Genomic DNA, 23401 nt, shown 5'->3' on the forward strand with positions numbered 1-23401 from the left:
GGAGGTCCGGGGGTCAGGCCGTGCGGGCCGGACGACGGCGGGGCGGGCGCTGCGCCGTCCCGGCCGGCACCCGCGCGAGGTGGGCCTCGGCGAGCGCCACCTGGCGCGGTGAGCCGACCCGGCGGCCCTGCTCGCGGGCCGCCGTCCACCAGTCGCGCGCGGCCACGGTGTCGCCGGTGTGCTCGGCGATGCGGCCCAGCAGCTCGTCGTAGGCACCCAGGCTGAACGCCGGCGTCCCGAGGACCGCCTGCCGGCCACGGAAGGGCAGCAGCCCCACCGTGGCCATGGTGACCTCGGCCTCGTCGCCGAGGTGCAGCGCGGTCTCGGCCTGCAGCAGCACCGCGACGTCGCTGGCCCAGTCGCGGATGACGGTGCGCCCCCAGCGGGCGCGCAGCCGGCGCGCCTCGGCCGGGTCGCCGGACTCCGCCGCGGCGAGCACGGCCATGAGCTGCAGCAGCGGGTTGCCCTCGTCGCCGGTCTCGACGAGCAGGTCGACCGCCTCGGGCAGCCGGCCGTCGGCGCGCCGCAGCGCGAACAGGTGGGCGGCGAAGGCGTGCCGCGCGTGCGGGGTCACCCGCCGGTAGAGCTCGTGCGCCTCGGTGGTCAGCTCCTCGGCGCGCGCGGTGTCCCCGGCCAGCCAGGCCGCGCCGGCCTGCTGCCACAGCACGTGCGGGCGCACCTCCGGCCCCGACAGCGCGGACGCCAGCCGCCGCCCGGCCTCCAGGTCGGCCTCGAACCCGGCCCGGTCGGTGAGGTGCAGCCGGATCGCCGCCCGGTGCAGCCGGGCGTAGAACTCGGTGCGCCGGGGCAGCCCCCGGCCGGCCAGGGCGAGTGCCTCGTCGGTGGCGGCCAGCCGCAGCTCCGCCGCACCCGGGCGGCCCCACACCGCCAGCGCGTAGTTGTTCAGCACCCGGCCCAGCAGCTCCGGGTCGCCGACGCGCCGCGCCAGCGCCACCGCCCGCTCGGCGTACCGGACGCCGCGCTGCAGGTCCTCGCTGAACGCCAGCTCCACCCCCAGGGTGCCCAGTAGCCGCGCGGTGAGCCGGTCCCGCTCGGCGTCGTCCGGGGCGATCTCGTCGTCGTGGGCGAGCAGGTCCTCCAGCAGCGCCACCATCCCGGTGTCGACGACGCCGTGCGGCCGCCAGTTCTCCAGCGTCTCCGAACCCCAGACGGCGGCCGCCTCCAGCACGCAGCGGCGGTCGCCGAGCTCGCGGGCGACGGCGGCGATCGCCTCGGCCACCACCTCCTGGGCCTCGGTGCGCTGCCCGCTGCGCAGCAGGTCGTTGCCCAGCGCGGTGAGCAGGTCGTGCCGCGTGCGGGCCGCGCTGGGCCGCGCCGGGTCGACCAGCCGCAGCGCCCGCCGGGTGTGCGCGGCCGCCTCGCCGTCGGCCAGCCGGGCGCGGGCCACCTCGGCCGCCGCCCGCGACCACCGCAGCGCGGGCCCCGGCCCGGTCACCGGCGCGGCCGCCACCGCGTGGTGGGCCAGCCGCTCGACCAGGGCGTCGTCGGCACGGCCGCCGGGTGCGCGCTGCTCCAGGGCGGCGGCCAGCCGGGCGTGCAGCCGCGCCCGCCGCAGCGCCGGCAGGTCGCCGGCCAGCACCTCCTGCACCAGCGCGTGGCAGAACCGCCAGCTCCAGGGTGCGCCGCCCGGGGTGAGCAGCCCGGCGGCGACCGCGGCGTCCAGCGCGCCGAGCGCCGTCTCGGCCGGCTCCCCGGCCGCCTCGAGCAGGTCGAGGGTGACCTCGCGCCCGGCGAGGGCGGCCAGCTCCAGCACCGGGCGCGTGCCCTCGGGCAGCCGGGCCAGCCGGGTGCGCAGCACCTCACCCACCGACGGCGGCACGGCCACCCGGTCCGGGTCGCCGCCCCCGCGCACCCACCGCGACAGCTCGACGACGAAGAACGGGTTGCCGGCGGTGCGGTCGTGCACCGCGCCGGCCAGCGCCGGGGGCGCTCCCTGCGCGGTGAGCAGCCGGGCGACGTCTCCGGCGGCCAGCCCGTCGAGCACCAGCGTGGTGACGGCGGGCTCGCGGGCCAGCCGGGCCAGGCCGTCGGCGACCGCCGCGGGCAGGTCCTCCCCGACGTTGCGCACCGTGACGAGGACCAGCAGCGGCACCCGCGGCAGGTGGCGGGCGAGCAGGCCCAGCAACTGCACCGAGGTGGTGTCGGCGCCCTGCAGGTCCTCGAGCACCACCAGCGCCGGGCGGGCGGCGGTGGCGGCGACCAGGCGGGCGCGCAGGTCCTGGAAGAGCCGAAAGCGGGCGGCGTCGGCGTCGGCCCCGCCGTCCGCGGGAGGGACCGGGTCCTGGCCGAGCTGCTCGAGCACCTGGGTCCAGGGCCACAGCGGCGGGGCGCCGCCGTCGTCGGCACAGCGGCCCTCGGCCACCGACCAGCCGGCGACCCGGCTCATGGCGGCCACCGCCTCGGCCAACCGGGTCTTGCCGATGCCGGCCTCCCCGCCCAGGACGACGACGGCGGCCCGCCCGGCGGCGGCCTGCTCGGCGAGGGCGCGCAGCCGGGCCAGCTCCTCGCCGCGGCCGACCAGCGTCGCGTCGTCCGGGACGGCGAGCGGGGCGGGGGACGGCGGCGGCGCCACCACCGGTCGCGGCACGCGGCGGGAGAGGCCCGGGTCCTGCCGCAGCACCGCCCGCTCGAGCTCGCGCAGCTCCGGGCCGGGGTCGATGCCGAGCTCGTCGCGCAGCAGGGTGGTGCAGCGGCGCAGCGCGTCGAGGGCGTCGGCCTGCCGGTCGGCGGCGTAGAGCGCGGTGACCAGCCGGGCCCACAGCCGCTCGCGCAGCGGGTGCTCGGCCACCAGCCGCTGCAGCTCGGGCACCGCGGCGTCGGCGCGGCCCACCCCGGCCAGCGCCTCGGCGCGGCGCTCGCGGGCGCGCACGTGCAGCTCGGCCAGCCGCACGCGCTCGGCGGCACCGGGCCCGTCGCCGAGCTCGGGGAGCGGCTCGCCGCGCCACAGCTCCAGCGCCCGGTCGAGCACGGGCAGCGCGCGGGCGGGGTCGCCGGCGTCGAGGGCGCGCTCGCCGTCGGCCACCAGCGCGGCGAACCGCAGGCTGTCGAGGTCGGTCGTCTCCACCTGCACCAGGTAGCCCGGCGCCCGGGTGAGCAGCACGCGGGCGGCCTGCCGCGGGCCGCGCTCGGGCTCGAGGACGCGGCGCAGGTGGGAGACGTAGGCCTGCAGGGTGCCGATGACCGTGGGCGGCGGGTCCTCGCCCCACAGCGCGCTCACGATGCGGTCGACCGGCACCACCCGGCCGGCCTCGGCCAGCAGCAGCGCCAGCAGCGCGCGGGGTTTGGCGCCGCCGACGTCGAGGGGCCGGCCGTCGGGGTCCGTGACCTCGAGGGGGCCGAGGACGCGGTACCGCACGGGCCGGATCCTCGCAGGTCCGCCCGGGGAGCGGCAGAGGGCGAGGCCCCCACCAGGTCGCTCCCCGGTCGCCACGATCAGGGTCCCTGATCATCGAGCGTCCTCCCGCACGTCCCACGGTGAGGGAGGACGCTCCACGATCAGGTCACCTGATCATCGCGGGGCGCTCAGTCGGGCAGCAGGACGCCGGGGTTGCAGACGCCGCGCGGGTCCAGCCGGTCCTTGACCGCGCGCAGCACCTCGACGCCGAGCGGGCCGATCTCGCGCTCCAGCCACGGCCGGTGGTCGGCGCCGACGGCGTGGTGGTGGGTGAGCGTGCCGCCGGCGGCCAGCAGCGCCTCGGTGGCCGCCCGCTTGGCGGTGAGCCACTGCTGCAGCGGCAGGTCGTCGTCGCGGTCGGCGAGCACGGTGACGTAGAGGGAGGCGCCGGTGGCGTAGCCGTGCGAGACGTGGCTCATCACCAGCGGCTGCTTCCCGCGCCGGCCCAGCGACCCGCGCAGCGCCGCGCGGACGGCGTCGTACACGGCCGGCAGCGCCGTCCAGGTGGCCGCGGTCTCCAGCGTCTCCACCAGCAGGCCGGCGTCCAGGAGCCGGTCGCGCAGGTAGGGAGCGGCGTACCGGTGCCGCCGCCACGACTCGCCGATCCGGCGGCCGACCCGCACCGCGCCGTGCTCGCGCAGCACCGGCACCGCGGCCCGGCGGCGGGCCCGCACCAGCGGCGGCAGCCCCTCCCAGCCGACGACGAGCAGGCAGCCCCCGCCGCGGCGGCGGGCGCGCAGCGAGCCGCGCAGCAGCCGGGCGCCGGCGCCCCCGGCGTTCAGCAGGGTGGCGCGGGTCTCGTCGGGGTCCGAGAGCCGGACGACGTCGGGCAGCAGGTCGTGCCGCGCGAGCCGCTGCAGGCCGGCCAGCCCGTCGGCCCAGGTGCGGAACGACCAGCCCTCGTAGCGGCAGGCCCGCGGCTTGGGCCGCACCCGCAGCCGCAGTTCGGTGATCACGCCCAGGGCGCCCTCCGAGCCCAGCGCCAGCCCGAGCAGGTCGGGCCCGGCGGCCGACGCAGGCGGGGAGCCGAGCTCGAGCACCCCGGACGGCGTGGCCAGGGTCAGGCCGGCCACCAGGTCGTCGAAGCGGCCGACGCCGGTGGAGGCCTGCCCGGCCGAGCGGGTGGCCGCGTAGCCGCCGAGGGTGGCGAACTCCCAGCTCTGCGGCAGGTGGCCCAGCGTCAGGCCGTGCTCGTCGAGTGCCTCCTCCAGCGCCGGGCCGCGCAGTCCGGGACCGGCGGTGACCAGCGAGGAGGCGACGTCGACGTCGCCGACCGCCGTCATCCGGCCGAGGTCGACCGCCACGGAAGGCCGATCGTCGGGGTCGATCCCGGACAGCCCGCCGACCACGCTGGTGCCGCCGCCGAACGGGACGACGACGACGTCGTGCTCGCTGCACAGCCGCAGCAGCGCGGCGGTCTCCTCGGTGGTGCCGGGCAGCACCACTGCGTCGGGTGCGTCCGAGGCATCGCCCTCGCGGCGGCGGAGCAGGTCGAGGTAGCTCTTTCCGCCGGTCCGGCGCAGCCGAGCCGCGCGGTCGGTGTGCACGTGCTCCTCGCCGAGCAGGCCGACCAGCGCCGCGCGGACGTCGGCGGGCAGCCGGCTGGGCGCCAGCCGGATCTCCTCGACCGGGACCGGCGGCGTGGACCGCGGCGTCCAGCCCAGCTCCCGGGCCAGGTGGCGGCGGGCGGCCCCGGGCAGTGCGGTGCCCAGGTCGGGGTCGGGCGCGAGCTCCAGCCGGCCGTCCTCGGCGCCCGCGGACCCGGTCACGGTGGCCACACGGGAGCTGCCCGGCCCCCACCCCTGGACGGTCAGTTCCGGCTGCTCGGCCACCGCTACAGTCTGCCGGTGCTGCACCCCGGGGCCGTGCGGTGAGCGACGGTGCCGACCTCACCGCGGCCCGCCGCGCGGCCGACCTCGCGGCGCTGACCGGCGGGGACGTCGACGTCGTGGTGGTCGGCGGGGGAGTGACCGGCGCCGGCGTGGCCCTCGACGCGGCCGCCCGCGGGCTGTCGGTGGCGCTGCTGGAGCGGGCCGACCTGGCCTCGGGCACCAGCCGGTGGTCGAGCAAGCTGGTGCACGGCGGCCTGCGCTACCTCGCGCACGGCGAGCTCGGGCTGGCCCGGGAGTGCGCCCGCGAGCGCGCCGTCCTGATGCGGACGACGGCGCCGCACCTCGTGCGGCCGCTGCCCTTCCTGGTGCCCGACGTCGCCGGCCGCGACGCCAGCGCGGCCGGCGCGCTCGGCGGCCGTCTCGGTGACGCGCTGCGCGCCACGGTGCGCGGCGGGCGCGGCTCGCTGCCCCGCACCCGCCGGGTCGGCGCCGCGGAGGTGGCCCGGCTGACCCCGGCGGTGCGACCGGGCCGCGGCGGGGCGGTGTTCTGGGACGGCCGGCTCGCCGACGACGCCCGGCTCGTCGTCGCGCTGGCGCGCACGGCGGCGGCGCACGGCGCGCGGGTCCTCACCGGTGCCCGGGTGGTGGCCGCCGACGGGCGCGAGGTGCACGCGGTCGTCGACGGGGAGCCGGTGACCGTGCGGGCCGGCGTGGTGGTCAACGCGACCGGGGTGTGGGCGCAGGCGCTGGCACCCGGGGTGCGGCTGGCGCCCTCGCGCGGCTCGCACCTCGTCGTCCGCGCCGCCCGGCTCGGTGACCCGACCGCGGCGCTCACCGTGCCGCTGCCCGGCTCGCGGTCGCGCTACGTCTTCGCGCTGCCGCAGCCGGGCGGGCTGGTGCACCTGGGGATCACCGACGAGCCGGTGCGGGGACCGGTGCCCGACGAGGACCCGGTGCCCTCCGACGCCGAGGTGCGGCAGCTGCTCGACACGGTCGGCCGGGTGCTGAGGGAGCCGCTGACCGGGGACGACGTCGTCGGCGCGTACGCCGGGCTGCGTCCGCTGGTGCTCCCGGACCCGGCCGGCGCGGGACCGGGGGACGCCACGGCCGACCTGTCGCGGGAGCACCTGCTGCGGTGGGACGGACCGGTCCTGTCCGTCGTGGGCGGAAAGCTCACCACCTACCGGGCGATGGCCGAGGAGGTCGTCGACGCCGTCGTCGCCCGGCTCGGCCGGGGGGCCCGGCGCTCGCCGACCGCCCGGCTGCCGCTGGTCGGCGCCGCGCCGCCACCGGTGCTGGCGGCGGTCGGGGCCCCGGCGCGGCTGGTGGCCCGCTACGGCACCGAGGCGCCGCGGGTGGCCGCCCTGGGCGTCGAGCCGGTGGTCGAGGGGCGGCCGGAGACGGTGGGGGAGCTGCGGTTCGGGGTGCTCGCCGAGGGGGCGCGCACCGTCGGCGACCTGCTCGACCGCCGGGTGCGCACCGGCCTGGTGCCCGCTGACCGCGCGGCCGCCGTCCCCGCCGCGGAGACCGCGCTCGGGTGAGCGGCCGGGTCGCCGCCCGGGGTGGTCAGCAGGCGAGGACGGCGCGGCCGCGCCCGGCCCGCTTGGCCTCGTACAGGGCGCCGTCGGCGGCGGCGTAGAGGGTGCGCAGGTCGGCGGCGTGCTGCAGGGCATGGGCGACGCCCACGCTGACCGACAGCGCGAGCAGCGTCCCGTCGGCCAGGTCCAGCGGGGTGGCCCGGACGGCGGTGACCAGCTGCTCGGCCCGCTCGGCGGCGGTCGCGAGGGAGCAGCCGGGCAGCAGCACGGCCAGCTCGTCGCCGCCCAGGCGCCCCAGGACGGCGTCGCCGGAGCGCACGTGCTGGCGCAGGAGACCGGCCAGGTGCACCAGCGCGTCGTCGCCGACCGGGTGGCCGTGGGAGTCGTTGATGGACTTGAAGGAGTCGACGTCGACCAGCACCAGCGCCGTCCCCTCGGAGGTGGCGGACGCGGACAGGGCACTGGTCAGGGCCTCGTCGAGGACCCGCCGGGTCACCAGGCCGGTGAGCGCGTCCACGGCGGCCTGCTGGTGCAGGGCGCCCATGAGCCGCTCGACCCGGTTGCTGAACAGGATGATGAGCCCGGCGGTCGCGGCGAGGACCGAGCCGATGAACACCGCGTCGACCAGCGCCTCCGCCGGTGGCTCCAGCAGCGCCAGCACCGTGACGTCGCAGCCGGTGGTCAGCACGGTGACCGCGATGGCGACGGGAGCGCGCAGCTGGGAGGCGGTGTAGAGGATGACCAGCCCGAAGAGGGGGTGGGCCAGGTCGAGCCGCTCGGGCATCAGCACCGCCACGGTGCTGATGACGCCCAGCCCCGCGACCGGCAGCACCACCCACGCGCACAGGAGGGTCAGCACCGACGGCGGGACGGTGACCAGCGCGACGCCGCAGGCGGCCAGGCCGGAGAGCAGCCCGGCTGCGACCGTCAGGCCGCCCTCGGGGAGGGGCGTGGGCTGCACCAGCACGTAGGTGACGAGCAGCAGCGCGGCGCCGAAGAACATCGCCGCCAGGGCTCGGGCGGCGAACACCTCGTCACGGGGGTGCAGGATCGGAGGCGGGCTCACGACACCTCCTTCGGCGTGGCGGCGGTCGAGGTGGAGGGATCGTCCCGGACGGTTCACCCCCCAGGGTCACGACTCGCGGAGCCGCGGCCGCTGCGGGCGAGGGTCCGTGGCCGGGTCGGCGACCGTTGACGGCCGGGATCGCGCCGGGTGGACGGGAGGCGCAGGCTCACGTGCGATCGTCCGCCGGATTGGCGGGCAGCCGGGCAGGTCAGGCAGCGGGAGCCAGTGAGGCCGGGGTGGTGATCTCGGTGCCGTCGGGGCGCCAGGTGCGCCAGCGCCCGTCGGGTTGTCGTTCGACCCGGAAGCCGTGGTGGACCTCGGCGTGGTGCCGCTCGCACAGCAGCGCGGAGTTCTCCAGTGATGTCCCGCCGCCGTCGAGCCAGTGCACCAGGTGGTGCACCTCCGCCCACCACGTCGGGGCGTCGCACCCGGTGAACACGCAGCCGCCGTCGCGCAGCTCCACCGCCCGGCGCAGGTACCGGTCGGCCAGCCGGTGCTCCCGCCCCAGGTCGAGCGGGGCGCCGTCGGGGCCCATCACCACCCGGGACACGGTGGCGTCACAGGCCAGCCAGCGGGCGCGGGCGGCAGAGATGGCCGCGCCGAACCCCATCCGCCCGGCAGCAGGACCGCCGCTGCCGGCGGCGAGGTCCTCGTGGTCGATGACGACGGCCACGTGCGGCTTGACCGTGCGCAGCACCGGCAGCGACCCCGACGCCAGCCGGTTGTCGCACAGCTGCACGAAGGCATCCCCCAGCCGCTGGGCGCGGCAGCGCTCGTCGCCGGCGGGGCGGTCGGCCTGCACGTGCGACTCCAACGCGGCCTGCACCTTCTCCCCACCCACCGGGTCGAGCTCGGCGCGGATCGTCACCGACCCGTCGGCGTGCCGGGTCAGGGTCAGCCGTCGACCCTCGGTGGGATCGGGCTCGGGCCCATCGGGATCCAGATCGGCCAGGTAGTGGCGCACCACGGTCACGAAGTCGGCGTGGGGCTGCTCGACGGCGACCCCGGTCAGCACGGCGTCCAGGACGGCCAGGTCGACCCCGGCGGCCGCGGCGGCGGCCAGCCGCTCGGGCGTGACGATGCGGGCCACCGCGGCCACCTGCTCGGCACTGACCAGCCCGGCGTCGTGGGCCTCGGCCAGCGCCGGCAGGTGGGCCAGGGTGCGGCCGTTGCGCACCAACCGGGCGGCCTCGGCCGCCGACAGCCGGCAGTGCCCGCGCAGCCACGAGGCCATCGACCGCAGCCCGTCGCGCTCGGCCGCCTGGGACAGCTCCGCGGCGCGCACCAGCCGGGTCAGCCGGGCGTCGCGACGGTTGCGCTCGGCGACCAGCGCGGCGACGTCGTCCAGCACGTCACCGCCCAGCGGATCACTCGAACACATGTACGAAGTCTATCGGACTCCACCCAGTCGCGCAGTACGAATCCCCAGTTCAGCGCCCTGATGTGGACGTCAGGGACCAGCTCATCCACGCCCATCGATCGACGTCGGACTGCGCCCCTAGGGTCGGGACATGGGCACGGACCCCGAAGTGATCTACCGGAACGCGACCGAGAACCGGCTGCTCGCAGCCGAGCTGTTCGCCGGCCTCACGCCCGAGCAGTGGCGCACGCCCAGCCTCTGCGCCGGGTGGACGGTCCGTGAGGTCGCGGCCCACCTGCTCGAACCCCTCGAGACGCAGGTCGGCGCGCTGGGGCTGCTCGTCGCCGTGGTGCGCTACCGCGGCTCGCTGGACCGGATGGTCGACCACACGACCCGCCGGGTCGCGGCCCGGTCCACCGACGAGATCGTCGCCGGCCTGCGCGAGCACGCCTCCGCGCGCCTGGCACCGCCGGTGGTCGGGCCGCTGGGGCCGATGACCGACACGTGCATCCACCTGCGGGACGCCGCCCGTCCGCTGGGCGTCGACGTCGGCCCATCGCCGGCCGGCTGGCGGCCGGCCCTCGACTTCCTGGTGTCCCGCACGGCCGGCAGGGGCTTCGTCCCCCGCCAGCGGATCGCCGGACTGCGCCTGGCGGCCACCGACCAGGACTGGGGGCACGGTGACGGAGCCGAGGTGCGCGGTTCCAGCGAGGCCCTCGCCATGGCGGTCTCCGGACGACCGGCCGCGCTGGAGGACCTGACCGGTCCGGGCGCCGACGTGCTCCGCGCCCGGATCGCACCCTCCCCACCGGCCGGGTCACGACAGCGCCACTGACCGGCGGCCCGCACCACCCCGCCGGCGCCCCGGACGGCGGCGGAGTGACCGGCGTGCAGCGCCGCACTGCGCCTCCCCCGCCGACGGCGCCTCCCGCAGGAGCCTCTTCGGGCTCGACGGCCGGACCGGGAGGGTCAGGGCGGGGGAGCGCCGTCCAGGATGCGGTCGACCACCGCGCCGAGGAGCTCCTCGGCGCTCATGCCCTCCACCTGGTCGAGGACGGCCGGCAGGGTGAGGTGCTCGACGATCAGTCCGTTGACGGCCAGGTAGAGCAGCACCGCGGTGGTCGCGTCCCCGGGTAGGCCCGTGTCCAGGTGGTAGGCGACGTTGGCCTCCAGGTCCTCGCGCACGGTGGCGGTGAGCACCTCGCGCAGGGCAGGGCGGCGGCTCGCCTCCAGGCGCAGCTCGAGCAGGGCCAGCCAACCGGTGCGGTGGGCCTCGATGCGCCGCACCACCTCTCGGACGAGGTCGGCGACGCGCTGGCGGTCCCTCGGTCCGGTCAAACTGCGCGCCAGGGTGGCGGGGTCGGGAGCGAGGCGCTGGTACACGCGCCCGCCGGCCTGGGTGAACAGCTCGTCGCGGGTGGCGAAGTAGTTCGAGGTCGTGCCCGCCGGCGCTCCGGCCTGGGCGTCGACCGCGCGGAAGGTCAGACCACGGGCGCCCCGGGCGGCCAGGACCTCGATCGCGGCGTCGACGAGCGCCTGGCGGCGCTGGGGATTGCGCACCCGTCCACCTCATCCTCCCGCGACCACGCCAACTGTAGTGGTCGAGCCGTGCTCCACGGACTACTGTGCCTGTAGTGGTTGGGAGGCCTGCGAGTGCCTCCACCGGAGAAGGGCAGGACACGTGCGCACGCTGACCTACTACGTGGGGACGACCCTGGACGGGTACATCGCCGCACCCGACGGCTCCTTCGACTTCTTCCCGGTCGACCGGGCGCTGCTGGACGCCATCGGCGAGCGGTTCCCCGAGACACTGCCCACCCACGTGCGCGAACAGCTGGGGATCACCGCGTCCGGGGAGCGGTTCGACACCGTGGTGATGGGCCGGGCCACCTACACCCCCGCCCTGGAGGTGGGGATCACCAGCCCCTACGCCCACCTGGACCAGTACGTGGTCTCCACCACCCTGCCGGCCGGCCCGGACCCGCGGGTGCGGGTCGTGGCCGAGGACCCGGTCGGCCTGGTCCGCCGCCTGAAGGCCGAGCCGGGCGCCGGGATCTGGCTCGCCGGTGGTGGCCGCCTGGCCGGGGCACTGCTGCCGGAGATCGACCAGCTGGTCCTCAAGCGCTACCCGATCGTCCTCGGCGCGGGCATCCCGGTCATCGCTGCCGGGCAGAGCCGTCCCTGGCACTTCACCGTCACCGACGACCACCCCCTCGGGGAGGGCGCCACGATCACGACCTGCACCCGCACGGCCTGACCACCACCGCCCGCCGAGCCCCGCGAGGTGGTCCCGGCGTCGCCGGAGCCCCTACGCCTCGACGGTGGTGAAGCCGGTGCGGGGCATCGCCGTCCACACCGGGTCCCGGCGGGCCAGCGCCGCGAGCAGTCCCCGCAGCCGGTACCAGGCGTGCAGCTGCCGGTACCCCAGGTTCTCGACCGCCCCGGCCAGCAGCAGCGCGCGCAGGTCCCGGCCGCTGCGGTAGCGGTGGAAGGTGAACTCCTCCACGGCGACGACCGCGGTCGACACCAGCACCCCGAGCGCCAGCGCTACGCCGACCATGAGCGCGGCGGTGCCGGGGTCGAGCAGCCCGAGGACGGCGGCCACCGCGACCGAGGCCAGCCCGGCGACCTCCACGACCGGCCCGAGCAGCTCGAACACCAGGAAGAACGGCAGCGCCAGCAGCCCGACCGCGCCGAAGCGGGGGTTGCCGACCATCCGCCGGTGCTTCCAGAGCAGCTGGGCCAGCCCGTGCGACCAGCGCTGGCGCTGCCGGCCGAGCACCGACCACGTCTCGGGCACCTCGGTCCAGCAGACGGTCTCGGGCACGAACACCATCCGCGAGGGCCGGCCGGCGCGGCGCAGGTGCTCCTGCAGCGTGACGACGAGCTCGGCGTCCTCGGCCAGCGACCGCGGGTCCAGCCCGCCGACCTCCACCACGGCGTCGCGGCGGAACAGCCCGAACGCGCCGGAGATGATCAGCAGCGCGTCCGCGTCGGCCCAGGTGGTGCGGCCGAGGAGGAACGAGCGCAGGTACTCGACGGCCTGGATGCGCACCAGCCAGCGACGCGAGAGCCGCGGCTCCACCACGGCGCCGCGGTCGGTGAGCGCCGCGTTCGCCGTCCGGATGACCCCGCCGGCGCCGACGACGTGCTCGGGGTCCTCGATGAAGGGCCGGGCCACCTTGAGCAGCGCGTCGGGCTCGAGCAGCGAGTCGGCGTCGACCATGCAGACCAGCGGGTGCCGGGCGAGGTTCAGCGCGACGTTGAGCGCGTCGGAGCGGCGCTTGACGCTGGTCTTGCGGACGACGGTGAGCGGGTCGCCGGTGGTGGCCCGGTGCACCGAGAGCACGCGGCCCTCGACCGGGGTGTCCGCCGTCCACCGCGGGGTGACCGGGGTCAGGCCGTAGCGCTCGGCCACCAGGTCGAAGGTGCGGTCGGTGGAGCCGTCGTCGACGAGGACGACCTCCAGCAGCGGGTAGCGCTGCGCCAGGACGGCGGCGAGCGTGTCGAGCACGCCGGCCTCCTCGTCGTGCGCCGGCACGAGCACCGAGACGCCGGGGGTGAGCGGGCTGGCGAAGACCCGGTCGAGCCCCTCCGACCCGACCCAGCGCAGGTTGGTGACCACCCGCCGGGCGCCGACCAGCACCAGCAGCAGCATCGAGGTGTCCAGCAGCAGGACGTAGCCGAGCACGCCCCAGTTGAGCGTGGTGACGACGCCGGTCAGGATCTCGCGCATCACGCCGCCGTCCGGATCCGGGCGTCGCGCGGGCGCGGCCGGTTGGACAGCGCCGCCCGGGCGGCCTCCCCGACGGCGCCGGAGCGCCAGGCGTGCGCGGCCAGCCGCGCGCGGCCGTCCTCCCCGGCGCCGGCCAGCGCGTCGGCGCACGCGGCGCGCACGGCGTCGTCGTCCCCGGCCACCGCGGCGGCCAGCAGGTCGATCGCCGCGTCGTCGCCGACCCGGCCCAGGGCCTCGGCGGCGGCGCGGCGCAGCGCCGGCACCGCCGCCTCGGCCAGCGCCGCGCCCAGCGCCGGGCTGGCGGTGGGGACGCCGATCCGGCCGAGTGCGGTGGCGGCGCTGCAGCGGACGGCGACGGGGCGGGCCCGGTCGGCGACCAGGCCGAGCAGCGGGGCGAGCGCCTCGACGTCGCCGTGCAGGCCGAGCAGGTCGGCGGCCAGCGCCTGGGCGGCGGGGGAGGGCGCGGCGGCGACGGCCGCGCGCAGGTCGGGCAGGACCGGCGTGCCGAGGTCCAGCAGCGCCATGCCGACGACACCCGCGGGCACCCGGCGCGAGCGCGCGAGCGCCTGCAGCAGCGGGCCGGCGGCCCGGGGGTCGCCGGCCTTGCCCAGTGCGCGGGCGGCCGCGCAGCGGACGTCGGGCGCCCGGTCGGCCAGCAGCGCGGTCAGGGCGGCGGTGTGCGCGGGGTCGGCGGCGTTGCCCAGCAGCGCGGCCGCGCGGCCCCGCCGCCACGGCGCGCGGGCCGAGAGGTCGGCCGCCGCACGGGCCACGACGCCGCGGCGGACCAGCAGCCGGCCCAGCGCCGCGCGGTCGGCGCCGCGCAGCTGGGGCAGCAGGTCGAGGACCAGGTCGTCGAGCGGCGCCGGCGCCTGCTCCAGTCCGGCGAGGGCCGCGGCGCCGTCCTCGTCGTCGTCGAGGGCGGCGTACACCAGCGGGGTCAGCTCGGCGCGGCGGCGCTCGTCGGCGGCCGCGCGCCGGCCGCGGCGGGCGTGCTCGACGGCGACCGCGGCGAGCAGGAGCAGCACCGCGGCGGTGAGGACGAGCGTGGCGACGACGGCCGCCGCCGACAGCGTGCTCACGCGCCGAGGCTGCCCGGCGGCAGGGCGGCCGTGACCCGGCTGACCAGCTCGCGGGGGCTGAACGGCTTGACCACGTAGTCGGTGGCGCCGGCCACGAAGCCGCGCTCGACGTCGCTCTCCTGGGCCTTGGCGGTCAGCAGGATGACCGGCACGCCGGCCACCTGCGGGTCGGCGTCGGCGCGCAGCGCCGAGCAGACCTCCAGGCCGTTCATCCGCGGCATCATCCAGTCGAGGACGACGAGGTCGGGGCGCAGCTGGCGGGCCGCGGCCAGGCCGGCCTCGCCGTCGGCCTCCACCGTGACGCGGGCACCGAGCCGGCCGATCTTGAAGGCGACCAGGCTGGCGATGGCGGGGTCGTCGTCGACGACCAGGACGTGGGTCATGCGAGGCTCCGGAGGAGGTCGGGGACGGCGGCCGCGGGCGCGGTCGCCGGGAGGCGGACGGTGAAGACGGCGCCGTCGGGGCCGGACTCGGCCGCGACGCTGCCGCCGTGCGCGGCGACGGTGTGGGCGACCAGCGACAGGCCCAGGCCGGTGCCCGGGAGGGCCTGCTCGCCGGCGTGGGCGGTGCGGAAGAAGCGGTCGAAGACGTGCGGCAGCTCCGCGTCGGGGATGCCCGGGCCGGAGTCGGCCACGACGACGAGCACGTCGCCGCCGTCCGCGCCGCACGACAGCCGCACGACGGCGCCGGCCGGGCTGACCTTCGCGGCGTTGGACAGCAGCTCGGCGACGGCGCCGCGCAGCCCGCCGGCGTCGCCGCGCACCCAGGCCGGCCCGGCGAGGTCCGGGACCAGGCGCTGGCCCCGGCGGGTCAGCTGACCGGCGACCTCGCGCGCCGCGGCTGCAGCGACGGCGGCCAGGTCGACGTCGGCCACCTCGGGCGCGGTCGCCGCCCCGGACTCGATGCGCGCCGTCGTCAGCAGGTCCTCGATGAGCCGGCGCAGCCGCTGCGACTCGCGCTCGACGGTGGCGAGCATCAGCGCCTGCATCGGGGTGAGCGGGCCGGCGTCGCCGTCGAGCAGCACCTCCAGGTTGCCGAGGATGCCGGTCATCGGCGTGCGCAGCTCGTGGGAGACGGCCGAGACGAAGTCGCCGCGCAGGGTCTCCAGCCGCCGCTGGTGCTCGGCGGCGCGCCGCTCACCGGCCAGCGCCTCGGTGAGCGCCCGGTGGGTGGCGAGCTCCGCGGTGGTGTCGCGCAGCACGAGCACCAGCTCGGTGCGCACGGTGCCGTCCGGGGCGGTGGCCGGCAACGGCGGGGAGCTGGCGGCCGACACCGGCACCCGCGTGCCGTCGGCGTGCCGCAGCCAGGTGTCGACGGCGAGGTCGGTCTCCCCGCGCAGCGCCCGCTCGACGAGCCCGGGCAGCTCCGTGCCGACCAGCTGGCCGGCGGCCGCGGCGGGGCCGACGTCGCAGCCGAGCAGGTCCCCGGCGGCCCGGCCCACGAGCCGGGTGAGGGCCGTGTTGACCTGGGCCACCTCGGCGAGTGCGGGCGCGGCGGCGGCGACCAGCAGCGCCATCGGCGTCGGCGCGGTGTCGAAGGCGGTCCGGAACCGCTGCTCGCTGCTGGTGCGGGCGGCGTCGCCGATGCGGGCGCCGACCACGTCGCGGCAGGTCAGCAGCACCATCGGCGCACCGTCGGGGGTGGCCACCGGCGCGGCGGTCATGTCCCACACCGCGGTCGGGGCGCCGCTGACGGCCGCGTAGTCGACCACGAACTCCGCCTGCCCGGGTCGCCCGGCCAGCGCCGCGCCCACCAGGTCGTCGACACCCTCGGAGAAGGAGGACAGCACGACGTCGCGGATCGTGCGGCCCAGCACGTCCACGGCGGTCAGGCCGCGGCGGGTCAGCCAGGGGCCGTGGCAGAGGACGAAGCGGTGCCCGCGGTCGAGGACGCAGACGGTCAGGTCGGGCACCTGGTCGGCGAACGCGGGCAGCAGCGCGAGCCAGTCCGGCAGCGCGCGGGCGGGGGCGGTGGTCACGAGGCGTCCCGGGGCAGGGGGGCGGTCGGGGTGGTCAGGACGGGCGCGGAGAGCTCCGCCAGCCCGGGCGCCAGCGCGGCGAAGGTGGCCGCGAGCCGGTCGGTGGGCGGCGGCGGCCCGAGGGCGCCGGAGACCCCGGCCCGCTCCTCGACGGTGGCCGCGAGGGCGGCCAGCGCGGCGGCGCCGACCGTGCCGGCGCTGCCCTTGACCGCGTGCGCGGCGGCGGCGACCGCGGCTCGGTCGCCGGTGGCGGCGGCCGCGGTGAGGTCGGCGAGCAGCTGCGCCGTCCGGTCGAGGAAGGCGGTGAGCACCTGCCGGCGCACCGGGGCCGCCTCCGCGGGGTCGACGTCCTCGAACAACTCGTCGAGGCGCGCGCGGACGGCGCCGAGGTCGTCGCCGCTGGTACCGAGGGCGTCGCCGGTGACCGGCAGGGCCGCAGCCGCGGCGGTGGGCGGGGTGCCGGACACCGCCGCCCGCACCAGGTCGAGGGCCAGCTCGAGCTCCTCGGCGGTCCAGGGCTTGGGCAGGAAGCCGTCCATCCCGGCCTGCCGGTAGCGGAGCTGGTCCTCGACCAGGGCGCTGGCGGTCAGCGCGATCACGAGCAGCCGCGGGCGGCCCTCGGCCGCCTCGAGCGCGCGGATCCGGCGGGTGGCCTCCAGCCCGTCCACGACCGGCATCCGGCAGTCCATGAAGACGGCGTCGTAGTCGCCGGTCAGCACGGCGGCGACCGCGGCGGCGCCGTCGGGGACGACGTCGACCCGCATGCCGCGTGCCTCCAGGGTCGTCCGGGCCACCAGCTGGTTGACCTCGTTGTCCTCGGCGACCAGCACGCGGGCGCCGCCGAGGTCAGCCCGCACGGCGGCGGCCGGCGCGGCGGCCGGAGCGGTCCCGCGGACGGCGGGCAGCGGCAGCTCGACGCGGAAGGTGGTGCCCTGGCCCGGGGCGCTGCAGACGGTGATCCGCCCGCCCATCCGCTCGACCAGGCCCGACGTGATGGACAGCCCGAGCCCGGTACCCCCGAAGCGCCGCGTGGTGGAGGCGTCGGCCTGGGTGAACGGCGTGAAGACGCGTCCGAGCTGGGCGCCGGTCATGCCGATGCCGGTGTCGGCGACGCTGAGCGCGAGCTCTCCGGCGTCCCCCTCCACGGTGACCGTCACCGAGCCGGTCTCGGTGAACTTCACCGCGTTGGACAGCAGGTTGCCCACCACCTGGCGCAGCCGGGTGGGGTCGCCGGTGCGGCGCGCGACCAGCCCCGGGGCCGTGGTCACGACCAGGTTCAGCCCGCGGCCCTCGGCGGCAGCGCGCACTGGCAGCGCCGCCTCCTCGAGGACCTCGTGCAGGTCGACGACGACCTCCTCGAGGTCGACCGCGCCGGCTTCGATCTTGGCCGTGTCCAGGACGTCGTTGACGATCCGCAGCAGCGCCTGGCCGGACCGGTCCGCCGCCGTCACCCAGGCCCGCTGCCGGTCGTCGAGGTCGGTGTCCCGCAGCAGCGTGGTCAGCCCCAGGACGCCGTTGAGCGGCGTGCGGATCTCGTGGCTCATGGTGGCGAGGAAGGCCGACTTGTGCGCCATCGCCTGCTCGGCGAGACGGGCCTGCGCGTCGGCGTCGGCGCGGGCGCGCTCCAGGCGGGTGATGAGGCGCTGCCGCTCGTCCCGGTGCAGGGCGAGGACGAGGGCCACGAGGCCGGCGACGGTGACGAACGCCTGGGCCAGCAGCACGCGCACCCACGCGTCGCCGACGGCGAAGGGGCCCCGCCCGTCCATGGTGAGCGCCACGACGAAGACCCCGGCCACCAGCACGTGCAGGGCGGCGACGGTCGTGTCGAACCGGAGGGCGAGCCACATGCTCAGCGGGAGGAGGAGGAAGGCCAGGGGCAGGTGCACCGGCTGGCCGAAGACGGCGGTGTAGCCGACCGCAACAGCCAGCCCCACGGCGGCCAGCTCGGCACCCTGGCGCGCGTCGCGGAGGACGGGGGGCAGCCCGGGGTCGGCCAGCCGCAGGACGACGGCGCCGAAGACGAAGGCGCCCGCCGCGTTGCGCAGGATCCAGGCACCCATCGTGGTGGGCAGGTCGACGCCCTGGACCGACCACAGCGCGACCGGCCCGACGGCCGCCGCGGCTGCCGAGCCGGCCAGGGCGGCCAGGACCAGCGCCCCCAGGTCGGCGCTGCGGCGCAGCCGCCACGGGGTCGTCCCCCAGCGCTGCTGCAGCGTGCGGAGGACCCAGCAGGCGACCACGGACAGCAGCACGTTGGACAGCCCGAGGAGCACGGCCAGACCCGGCGACGCGCCCGTGAGCGCGTTCACCACCGAGGCGACGGCGCCCAGCACGACCGTGTCGACGACGAGCCGCCGCCGGTGCCGGCCCCACGACAGGGCCAGCCAGAGGATGCCCACCGCGGCGGCCGGCCAGACCAGCGCCAGGGGTGAGCCCTCGATGCGGGTGAGCCGCCCGAGGAGGACGGTCCCGGCGTAGGCGGCGGCTGCGCCGGCCGTGACGGCCGGCCAGGGCAGCCGGCCGAGGAGGGCCCCGGGACCGCTGGGGCGGGTGTGACTCACGGGACGAGCATCGGCAGGAGGGGAGCCGGGGTGAAGCGTCGTGTCCAACCGGATGACGAACTGCCCGATCGGCGTCCCTCAGCGATCGACATGTGCCCGCGGCGGACCACCGGTCATCCCATCTGACGAGAAAGCCGTTCCGTCAAATGGGATGGCGGTGCAGGATCCGGAGCGTGGACACCTACACGCACGGCCACGCCGAGCCGGTCCTGCAGGCGCACCGGTGGCGCACGGCGGACAACTCCGCCCGGTACCTGCTGCCGCACCTGCGACCCGGCCTCGACGTGCTGGACGTGGGGTGCGGGCCGGGCACGATCACCGTCGACCTGGCCCGGCGGGTGGCCCCGGGTCGGGTGCTGGGACTCGACGTCTCCGCCGACCCGCTGGCCGAGGCCCGCGACCTCACCGCCCGGGAGGGCGTGCCGGCGACCTTCGCCGTCGGCGACGCCTACGCCCTCGACGTCCCCGACGACGCGTTCGACGTCGTCCACGCCCACCAGGTGCTGCAGCACCTGACCGACCCGGTGGCCGCCCTCCGCGAGATGGCGCGGGTGTGCCGGCCCGGCGGGCTGCTCGCGGTCCGCGACGCCGACTACGCGACGTTCACCTGGTACCCGGCCGACGAGGGGCTCGACCGCTGGCTGGACCTCTACTCGCGGGTGGCCCGCGCCAACGGCGCCGAGCCCGACGCCGGGCGCCGACTCGTCGCCTGGGCGCACGCGGCGGGGTTGCGCGACCTCATCGCGACGACCGGCTCCTGGTGCTTCGCCACGCCCGCCGAGCGGCAGTGGTGGGGTCGCTCGTGGGCCGGCCGGGCGAAGGCCTCCTCCTTCGCCGAGCAGGCGCGCGCCCACGGCCTGGCCACGCCGGCGGAGCTGGAGGAGGTCGCCGCGGCGTGGCTGCGCTGGGCCGCCGCGGACGACGGCTGGCTGGGCGTGCTGCACGGCGAGCTGCTCGTCCGCGTCTGAGCGCGCGCCGCGGGCTCCCCCACCGCCTGGCTCAGGCCACCGGTGCCCGCCGGGTGTGCGCGCCGAGCGCCATCAGCCCGCGCCGGACACCCACCGCGACGGCGCCGAGGGCGAAGAACCCCTCCTCGTCGGAGACCGTGCTGTCGCGCAGCAGGTCGACCAGCCGGTCGAGGGCGGCGACCGCGGTGGCGATGCGCTCGTCGCGCTCGTCGGCCGTCGTCCCGTCGGTGCGGTGGTGCGGCGTGCAGACGACGCCGGCCAGCCCCTCGAGGGCGTCGGCGAGCACCCAGCCGGTGCCGGCGTCCACCCGGTCGATCCCGCGGCGGTGCGGGGCGAACTCGACGACCAGCGAGGTGAGGTCGTCGACGAGGACGGCGACGCGGTCGAGTGCGCGGCTCTGCTCGCGGATGCCGGAGGCCCGCCCCTGCCACCGGTGCGCCCGCGGGTTGGCCCGGCGGGCGCGTTCGACCTGGGCCTCGGCGGAGCGCATCCGGTCGAGCGCGCGGTCGAGCGCCGCGGAGCGGTCGGCCCACTCGGCGGGGTCGGGCACCCGGCCCTCGCGCAGCGTCGCGGCGACGTCGTGCAGGTGCGCGGCGAGCGCCGAGCGGGTGCGGGCGATCCGCTCGACCGCGCGGGTCAGCTGCAGCGGCGGGAACAGGACGGTGGTGACCAGCACCCCGATCGCCGCGCCGAGCAGGGTGAGCCCGGCGTAGCGGAGGACGTAGGCGGTCGGGTCGTCGAGGCCGACGGTGAGCATGAGGACGGCGGCGAAGCTGACCCAGCTCGCCTGCTCCCGCCACAGCCGCGCCTGCTCCACGGCGACCGCCAGCGCCACGATGAGCGCGACGGTCAGGGCGCTCGGCGCGGCCCGGGCCGCCTCGTGGACGGCGACGGTCAGCGCGAAGCCGGTGAGGATGGCGAGCACGCTGCGCCAGGCCGCGCTCGCGGAGTCGGCGATCGTCGGGTGCACCGCGATCACCGCGCCCAGCGGCGCGTAGTAGGCGTAGTCGGACAGCAGCGGCGGGAGCAGGACGGCGACCTGCCAGGCCAGCCCGGCGGCGACCGCGGCCCGCACCCCCCGCTGCACGGGCGGACGGCGCAGCAGCGCCCACACGGTCTCCACGGAGAACCAGGATGACCGGCTCAGCAACGGACCGTCACACCGGGGTGGCGCTCCGCTCACGCCTTCCGGGCACGTCCGCGGAGGTGCGCGGAGCACCTCCGCGGACGTGCGCTGGAGGACCTCAGGCGCCCTGGCGGGCGGCGTTGGCCTGCACGGCGGCGCTCACCCACTGCGCCAGACCGGGCGCCCGGCGCTCGTAGTGCGCGGTGAACCGCTCGTCCTCGACGTACATCCGGCCGATGCCGGCGTGCATCTGCGGGGAGCAGTCGTAGAAGTTGCGGCTGATCTGCTGCCGCGCCTCCTCGGCGAGGTCCATCGCCTGCGGCGAGTCGGGCGCGACGCCGGCCCGCAGGGCCTCGGCCATCCGCGCCTCGACCTGCTCGCCCTCGGCCTGGACCCGCACCCAGTCCTCCTTGGTGTAGGAGCGGGTCCGCGCCTGCGACTGCGACCACGCCTCCGTGTCACCCCAGCGCTCCTCGGCCTCCTGCTCGTACTCCTCGGGGAGCCAGTCCCCGAACAGCTCGAACCGCTCCTGCGGGGTCAGCGAGATCCCCATGGTCATCGCCTCCATCTCCTTCTCGACGGCCGCGACCATCGCCTGCGTCCGCTCCAGTCGGTCCCGCAGCAGCCGGTGCTGCCGGCGCAGGTGCTCGGCGGGGTCGGCCGACGGGTCGTCCAGCAGGGTCGCGACCTCCTCGAGGGGGAACCCGAGCTCGCGGTAGAGCAGCACCTGGTGCAGCCGGTCCAGGTCCGCCGCCGAGTAGCGGCGGTAGCCGGCCGCGGTGCGGCCCGACGGTGACAGCAGGCCGATGCGGTCGTAGTGGTGCAGCGTGCGCACCGTGACGCCGGCCAGCGCGGCCACCTCTCCCACGTTCACGCAGGTCCTCCTCCCTGACGACGACGAGTGCACAGCCTGACGTCGCGTCAGGGTCAAGCGCGATCCCCGGACGGCGCGGCGACGGCGCCTGGGTGAGGATGCCGGGGTGACCGCCCAGGACGACCTCTCCGCCGACGACCGGGTCTCCCCCGAGGACCACTTCCCCCGTCAGCGGGTGACCGTGCGCGGGACGCAGATGGCCTACGTCGACGTCGGCGAGGGTGACCCGATCGTCTTCCTGCACGGCAACCCCACGTCGTCCTACCTGTGGCGCAACGTCATCCCGCACGTCCAGCACCTGGGGCGCTGCATCGCGCCGGACCTCGTCGGCATGGGGGAGTCGGGCAAGCTCCCGCACCCGCAGCGCGGCACCTACTCCTTCTTCGCCCACGCCGCCCACCTGGCCGACTTCCTCGAGGCCGTCGGCGTCGAGCGCCGGGTCACCTTCGTCCTGCACGACTGGGGCTCCGCGCTGGGCTTCGACTGGGCGCACCACCACCCCGAGGCGGTCCGCGGCCTGGCGTTCACCGAGGCGATCGTCAGCCCGCTGACCTGGGCCGACTGGCCGGCCGACGCGCGGAAGATCTTCCGCACCATGCGCGGGGACGACGGCGAGGCGGCCGTGCTCGACAAGAACGTGTTCGTCGAGCGGATCCTCCCGGCCTCGGTGCTGCGCGGGCTGAGCCCGGAGGCGCACGAGCGCTACCGGCAGCCCTTCCGCGAGCGCGAGGACCGCTGGCCGACGCTGGAGTGGCCCCGGCAGCTGCCCATCGAGAACGTCCCGCCGCTGGTCCGCGACGTCGTCGCCCAGTACGGGTACTGGCTGCGCACCAGCGCCGTCCCGAAGCTGTTCCTCGACGCACAGCCCGGGTCGATCCTGGTCGGCCGGCCACGGGCGCTGGTCCGCAAGTGGCCGTCGGTCACCGAGGTGACGGTGCCCGGGTCGCACTTCGTCCCCGAGGACAGCCCGCACGCGATCGGCCGGGCGCTGGCCGACTGGATCCCGACCCTGCCCTGAGCGGTCAGCCGTCGGCGCGGGCGCGGGCCAGGTAGGCCGACGGCGGCACGCCGACGACGGCCCGGAAGTCGCGGCTGAAGTGCGCCTGGTCGAACCAGCCCAGCGACGCCGCCAGCCCGGCCAGGTCGCCCTCACCGGCGTCGATCGCGGCCGCGGCGTCCTGCAGCCGGTACCGCGCGAGCACGGCCTTCGGGCTGACGCCCACGTGGCCGGCGAACAGCCGCTGCAGCGACCGCGTGCTCGTACCGGCCAGCACCGCGACCTGGTCGACCCGCACGAGCGAGCGGTCGGCGGCCATCCGCTCGAGCAGCACCCGCAGCTCGGCGTAGGCGGGTGCCGGCTCCGGGGCCAGCGGCGCGAGCGCGGCGTCGAGGACGGCGGCCCGCGCGTCGTCGTCCTCCTCGGCCAGGACGGCGGCCAGCAGCGCGCCGGGGTCGAGGCGCGGGTCGGCCGGGGGGACGACGCGGTCGCGGGCCGGCTGCCGCCCCCCGAACGCCACCCAGCCGCCGGGGCGGAACTTCGCCGCGGTCACCCGGCCGGCGCCGGTGAGGTCCACGGAGAACCGCCGGGTGACCACGCCGTGCAGCAGGACCGCCGGCAGCGGCGTCCCGAAGCGCGGCTCGGTGCCGGTCTCCACCGACAGGTTGACGCTGGGGTGGCTGAGCACCTCCGAGCGGAACGGCGGCTGCCCGGCGCGGTCCCAGCGCACCGACCAGTAGCGCTCCACGAAGGGCTCGAGCGCCGGGTGCACCGGGGCGTCGCGGCGCAGGTCGGCGACCCGGGCGGTCGCCGCGGGCCGCAGGACGCCGCGGGTCGTCGGGGCTGTCGCGTTCGTCCAAGACGGCACGGC

The 23401-nt window shown here is 77.4% G+C and carries 18 protein-coding genes; 5 read left to right on the top strand and 13 right to left on the bottom strand.

Features of this window, described 5'->3' with window-relative positions; all coding sequences use genetic code 11:
* Window positions 1-13 precede the first annotated feature (13 nt).
* Window positions 14-3376, bottom strand: a complete 3363-nt coding sequence (locus ACWIZO_RS08000; protein WP_448641962.1) for a BTAD domain-containing putative transcriptional regulator — start codon at window positions 3374-3376, stop codon at window positions 14-16.
* A gap of 167 nt (window positions 3377-3543) precedes the next feature.
* Window positions 3544-5247 carry an FAD-binding oxidoreductase gene (locus tag ACWIZO_RS08005; RefSeq protein ID WP_448641963.1) on the bottom strand — a complete coding sequence of 568 codons (1704 nt, stop codon included), beginning with the start codon at window positions 5245-5247 and terminating at the stop codon, window positions 3544-3546.
* A 38-nt stretch (window positions 5248-5285) separates the two neighbouring features.
* Between ACWIZO_RS08005 and ACWIZO_RS08010 the strand changes: the two genes are divergently transcribed.
* Window positions 5286-6788, top strand: coding sequence for a glycerol-3-phosphate dehydrogenase/oxidase (locus tag ACWIZO_RS08010; RefSeq protein ID WP_448641964.1), 1503 nt, complete (start codon window positions 5286-5288; stop codon window positions 6786-6788).
* 25 nt (window positions 6789-6813) lie between these two features.
* Here ACWIZO_RS08010 and ACWIZO_RS08015 read toward each other — a convergent pair whose 3' ends face one another.
* Both ACWIZO_RS08015 and ACWIZO_RS08020 read right to left on the bottom strand, forming a co-directional pair.
* Complete coding sequence (locus ACWIZO_RS08015) at window positions 6814-7851, bottom strand: diguanylate cyclase (RefSeq protein WP_448641965.1); 1038 nt, start codon at window positions 7849-7851, stop codon at window positions 6814-6816.
* 208 nt (window positions 7852-8059) lie between these two features.
* Window positions 8060-9232 carry a DUF222 domain-containing protein gene (locus tag ACWIZO_RS08020; protein WP_448641966.1) on the bottom strand — a complete coding sequence of 391 codons (1173 nt, stop codon included), beginning with the start codon at window positions 9230-9232 and terminating at the stop codon, window positions 8060-8062.
* Window positions 9233-9362: 130 nt separating this feature from the next.
* On the opposite strand from ACWIZO_RS08020, the gene ACWIZO_RS08025 reads away from it, so the two are divergent.
* Window positions 9363-10046, top strand: a complete 684-nt coding sequence (locus ACWIZO_RS08025) for a maleylpyruvate isomerase family mycothiol-dependent enzyme (RefSeq protein ID WP_448641967.1) — start codon at window positions 9363-9365, stop codon at window positions 10044-10046.
* A 134-nt stretch (window positions 10047-10180) separates the two neighbouring features.
* Here ACWIZO_RS08025 and ACWIZO_RS08030 read toward each other — a convergent pair whose 3' ends face one another.
* Entirely contained in the window at window positions 10181-10771 is a 591-nt protein-coding gene (locus ACWIZO_RS08030) for a TetR/AcrR family transcriptional regulator (protein ID WP_448641968.1), read from the bottom strand.
* A gap of 121 nt (window positions 10772-10892) precedes the next feature.
* Between ACWIZO_RS08030 and ACWIZO_RS08035 the strand changes: the two genes are divergently transcribed.
* Window positions 10893-11468 carry a dihydrofolate reductase family protein gene (locus ACWIZO_RS08035; protein ID WP_448641969.1) on the top strand — a complete coding sequence of 192 codons (576 nt, stop codon included), beginning with the start codon at window positions 10893-10895 and terminating at the stop codon, window positions 11466-11468.
* Window positions 11469-11519: 51 nt separating this feature from the next.
* On the opposite strand, the gene ACWIZO_RS08040 is transcribed toward ACWIZO_RS08035, so the two are convergent.
* The 5 genes from ACWIZO_RS08040 to ACWIZO_RS08060 are packed head-to-tail and all read right to left on the bottom strand — an operon-like array spanning window position 11520 to window position 18565.
* Window positions 11520-12947: a glycosyltransferase family 2 protein gene (locus tag ACWIZO_RS08040; protein ID WP_448641970.1), complete on the bottom strand. Its 1428-nt coding sequence runs from the start codon at window positions 12945-12947 to the stop codon at window positions 11520-11522.
* Window positions 12947-14026: a HEAT repeat domain-containing protein gene (locus ACWIZO_RS08045; protein ID WP_448641971.1), complete on the bottom strand. Its 1080-nt coding sequence runs from the start codon at window positions 14024-14026 to the stop codon at window positions 12947-12949. Before ACWIZO_RS08045 ends, ACWIZO_RS08040 begins: the two co-directional genes overlap by 1 nt.
* A complete protein-coding gene (locus ACWIZO_RS08050; protein ID WP_448641972.1) occupies window positions 14023-14409 on the bottom strand; it encodes a response regulator transcription factor in 387 nt (128 codons plus the stop codon). The genes ACWIZO_RS08045 and ACWIZO_RS08050 overlap by 4 nt, the downstream gene beginning before the upstream one ends.
* A complete protein-coding gene (locus tag ACWIZO_RS08055; protein WP_448641973.1) occupies window positions 14406-16004 on the bottom strand; it encodes an ATP-binding protein in 1599 nt (532 codons plus the stop codon). The genes ACWIZO_RS08050 and ACWIZO_RS08055 overlap by 4 nt, the downstream gene beginning before the upstream one ends.
* The gene (locus ACWIZO_RS08060) at window positions 16001-18565 is read right to left on the bottom strand and encodes an ATP-binding protein (protein WP_448641974.1); all 2565 of its coding nucleotides are present in this window, start codon (window positions 18563-18565) and stop codon (window positions 16001-16003) included. The genes ACWIZO_RS08055 and ACWIZO_RS08060 overlap by 4 nt, the downstream gene beginning before the upstream one ends.
* A gap of 173 nt (window positions 18566-18738) precedes the next feature.
* On the opposite strand from ACWIZO_RS08060, the gene ACWIZO_RS08065 reads away from it, so the two are divergent.
* Window positions 18739-19533 carry a methyltransferase domain-containing protein gene (locus ACWIZO_RS08065; RefSeq protein ID WP_448641975.1) on the top strand — a complete coding sequence of 265 codons (795 nt, stop codon included), beginning with the start codon at window positions 18739-18741 and terminating at the stop codon, window positions 19531-19533.
* Window positions 19534-19564: 31 nt separating this feature from the next.
* On the opposite strand, the gene ACWIZO_RS08070 is transcribed toward ACWIZO_RS08065, so the two are convergent.
* Together ACWIZO_RS08070 and ACWIZO_RS08075 are read right to left on the bottom strand one after the other, a co-directional pair.
* On the bottom strand, window positions 19565-20656 hold the full coding sequence (locus ACWIZO_RS08070) for an FUSC family protein (RefSeq protein WP_448641976.1): 1092 nt from the start codon (window positions 20654-20656) through the stop codon (window positions 19565-19567).
* A 121-nt stretch (window positions 20657-20777) separates the two neighbouring features.
* On the bottom strand, window positions 20778-21533 hold the full coding sequence (locus tag ACWIZO_RS08075; protein WP_448641977.1) for a MerR family transcriptional regulator: 756 nt from the start codon (window positions 21531-21533) through the stop codon (window positions 20778-20780).
* 106 nt (window positions 21534-21639) lie between these two features.
* Here ACWIZO_RS08075 and ACWIZO_RS08080 point away from each other — a divergent pair, with 106 nt between their 5' ends.
* The gene (locus tag ACWIZO_RS08080; protein ID WP_448641978.1) at window positions 21640-22551 is read left to right on the top strand and encodes a haloalkane dehalogenase; all 912 of its coding nucleotides are present in this window, start codon (window positions 21640-21642) and stop codon (window positions 22549-22551) included.
* A 4-nt stretch (window positions 22552-22555) separates the two neighbouring features.
* On the opposite strand, the gene ACWIZO_RS08085 is transcribed toward ACWIZO_RS08080, so the two are convergent.
* A complete protein-coding gene (locus tag ACWIZO_RS08085; RefSeq protein ID WP_448641979.1) occupies window positions 22556-23398 on the bottom strand; it encodes a helix-turn-helix domain-containing protein in 843 nt (280 codons plus the stop codon).
* Window positions 23399-23401: the final 3 nt, after the last annotated feature.

The organism is Geodermatophilus sp. URMC 63 (genome assembly GCF_053502565.1).

Excerpts from the sequence above, each read along its gene's own strand:
- ACWIZO_RS08020 (WP_448641966.1), bottom strand. The coding sequence starts at position 9,232 with ATGTGTTCGAGTGATCCGCTGGGCGGTGACGTGCTGGACGACGTCGCC.
- ACWIZO_RS08025 (WP_448641967.1), top strand. The coding sequence starts at position 9,363 with ATGGGCACGGACCCCGAAGTGATCTACCGGAACGCGACCGAGAACCGG.
- ACWIZO_RS08040 (WP_448641970.1), bottom strand. The coding sequence starts at position 12,947 with ATGCGCGAGATCCTGACCGGCGTCGTCACCACGCTCAACTGGGGCGTG.
- ACWIZO_RS08050 (WP_448641972.1), bottom strand. The coding sequence starts at position 14,409 with ATGACCCACGTCCTGGTCGTCGACGACGACCCCGCCATCGCCAGCCTG.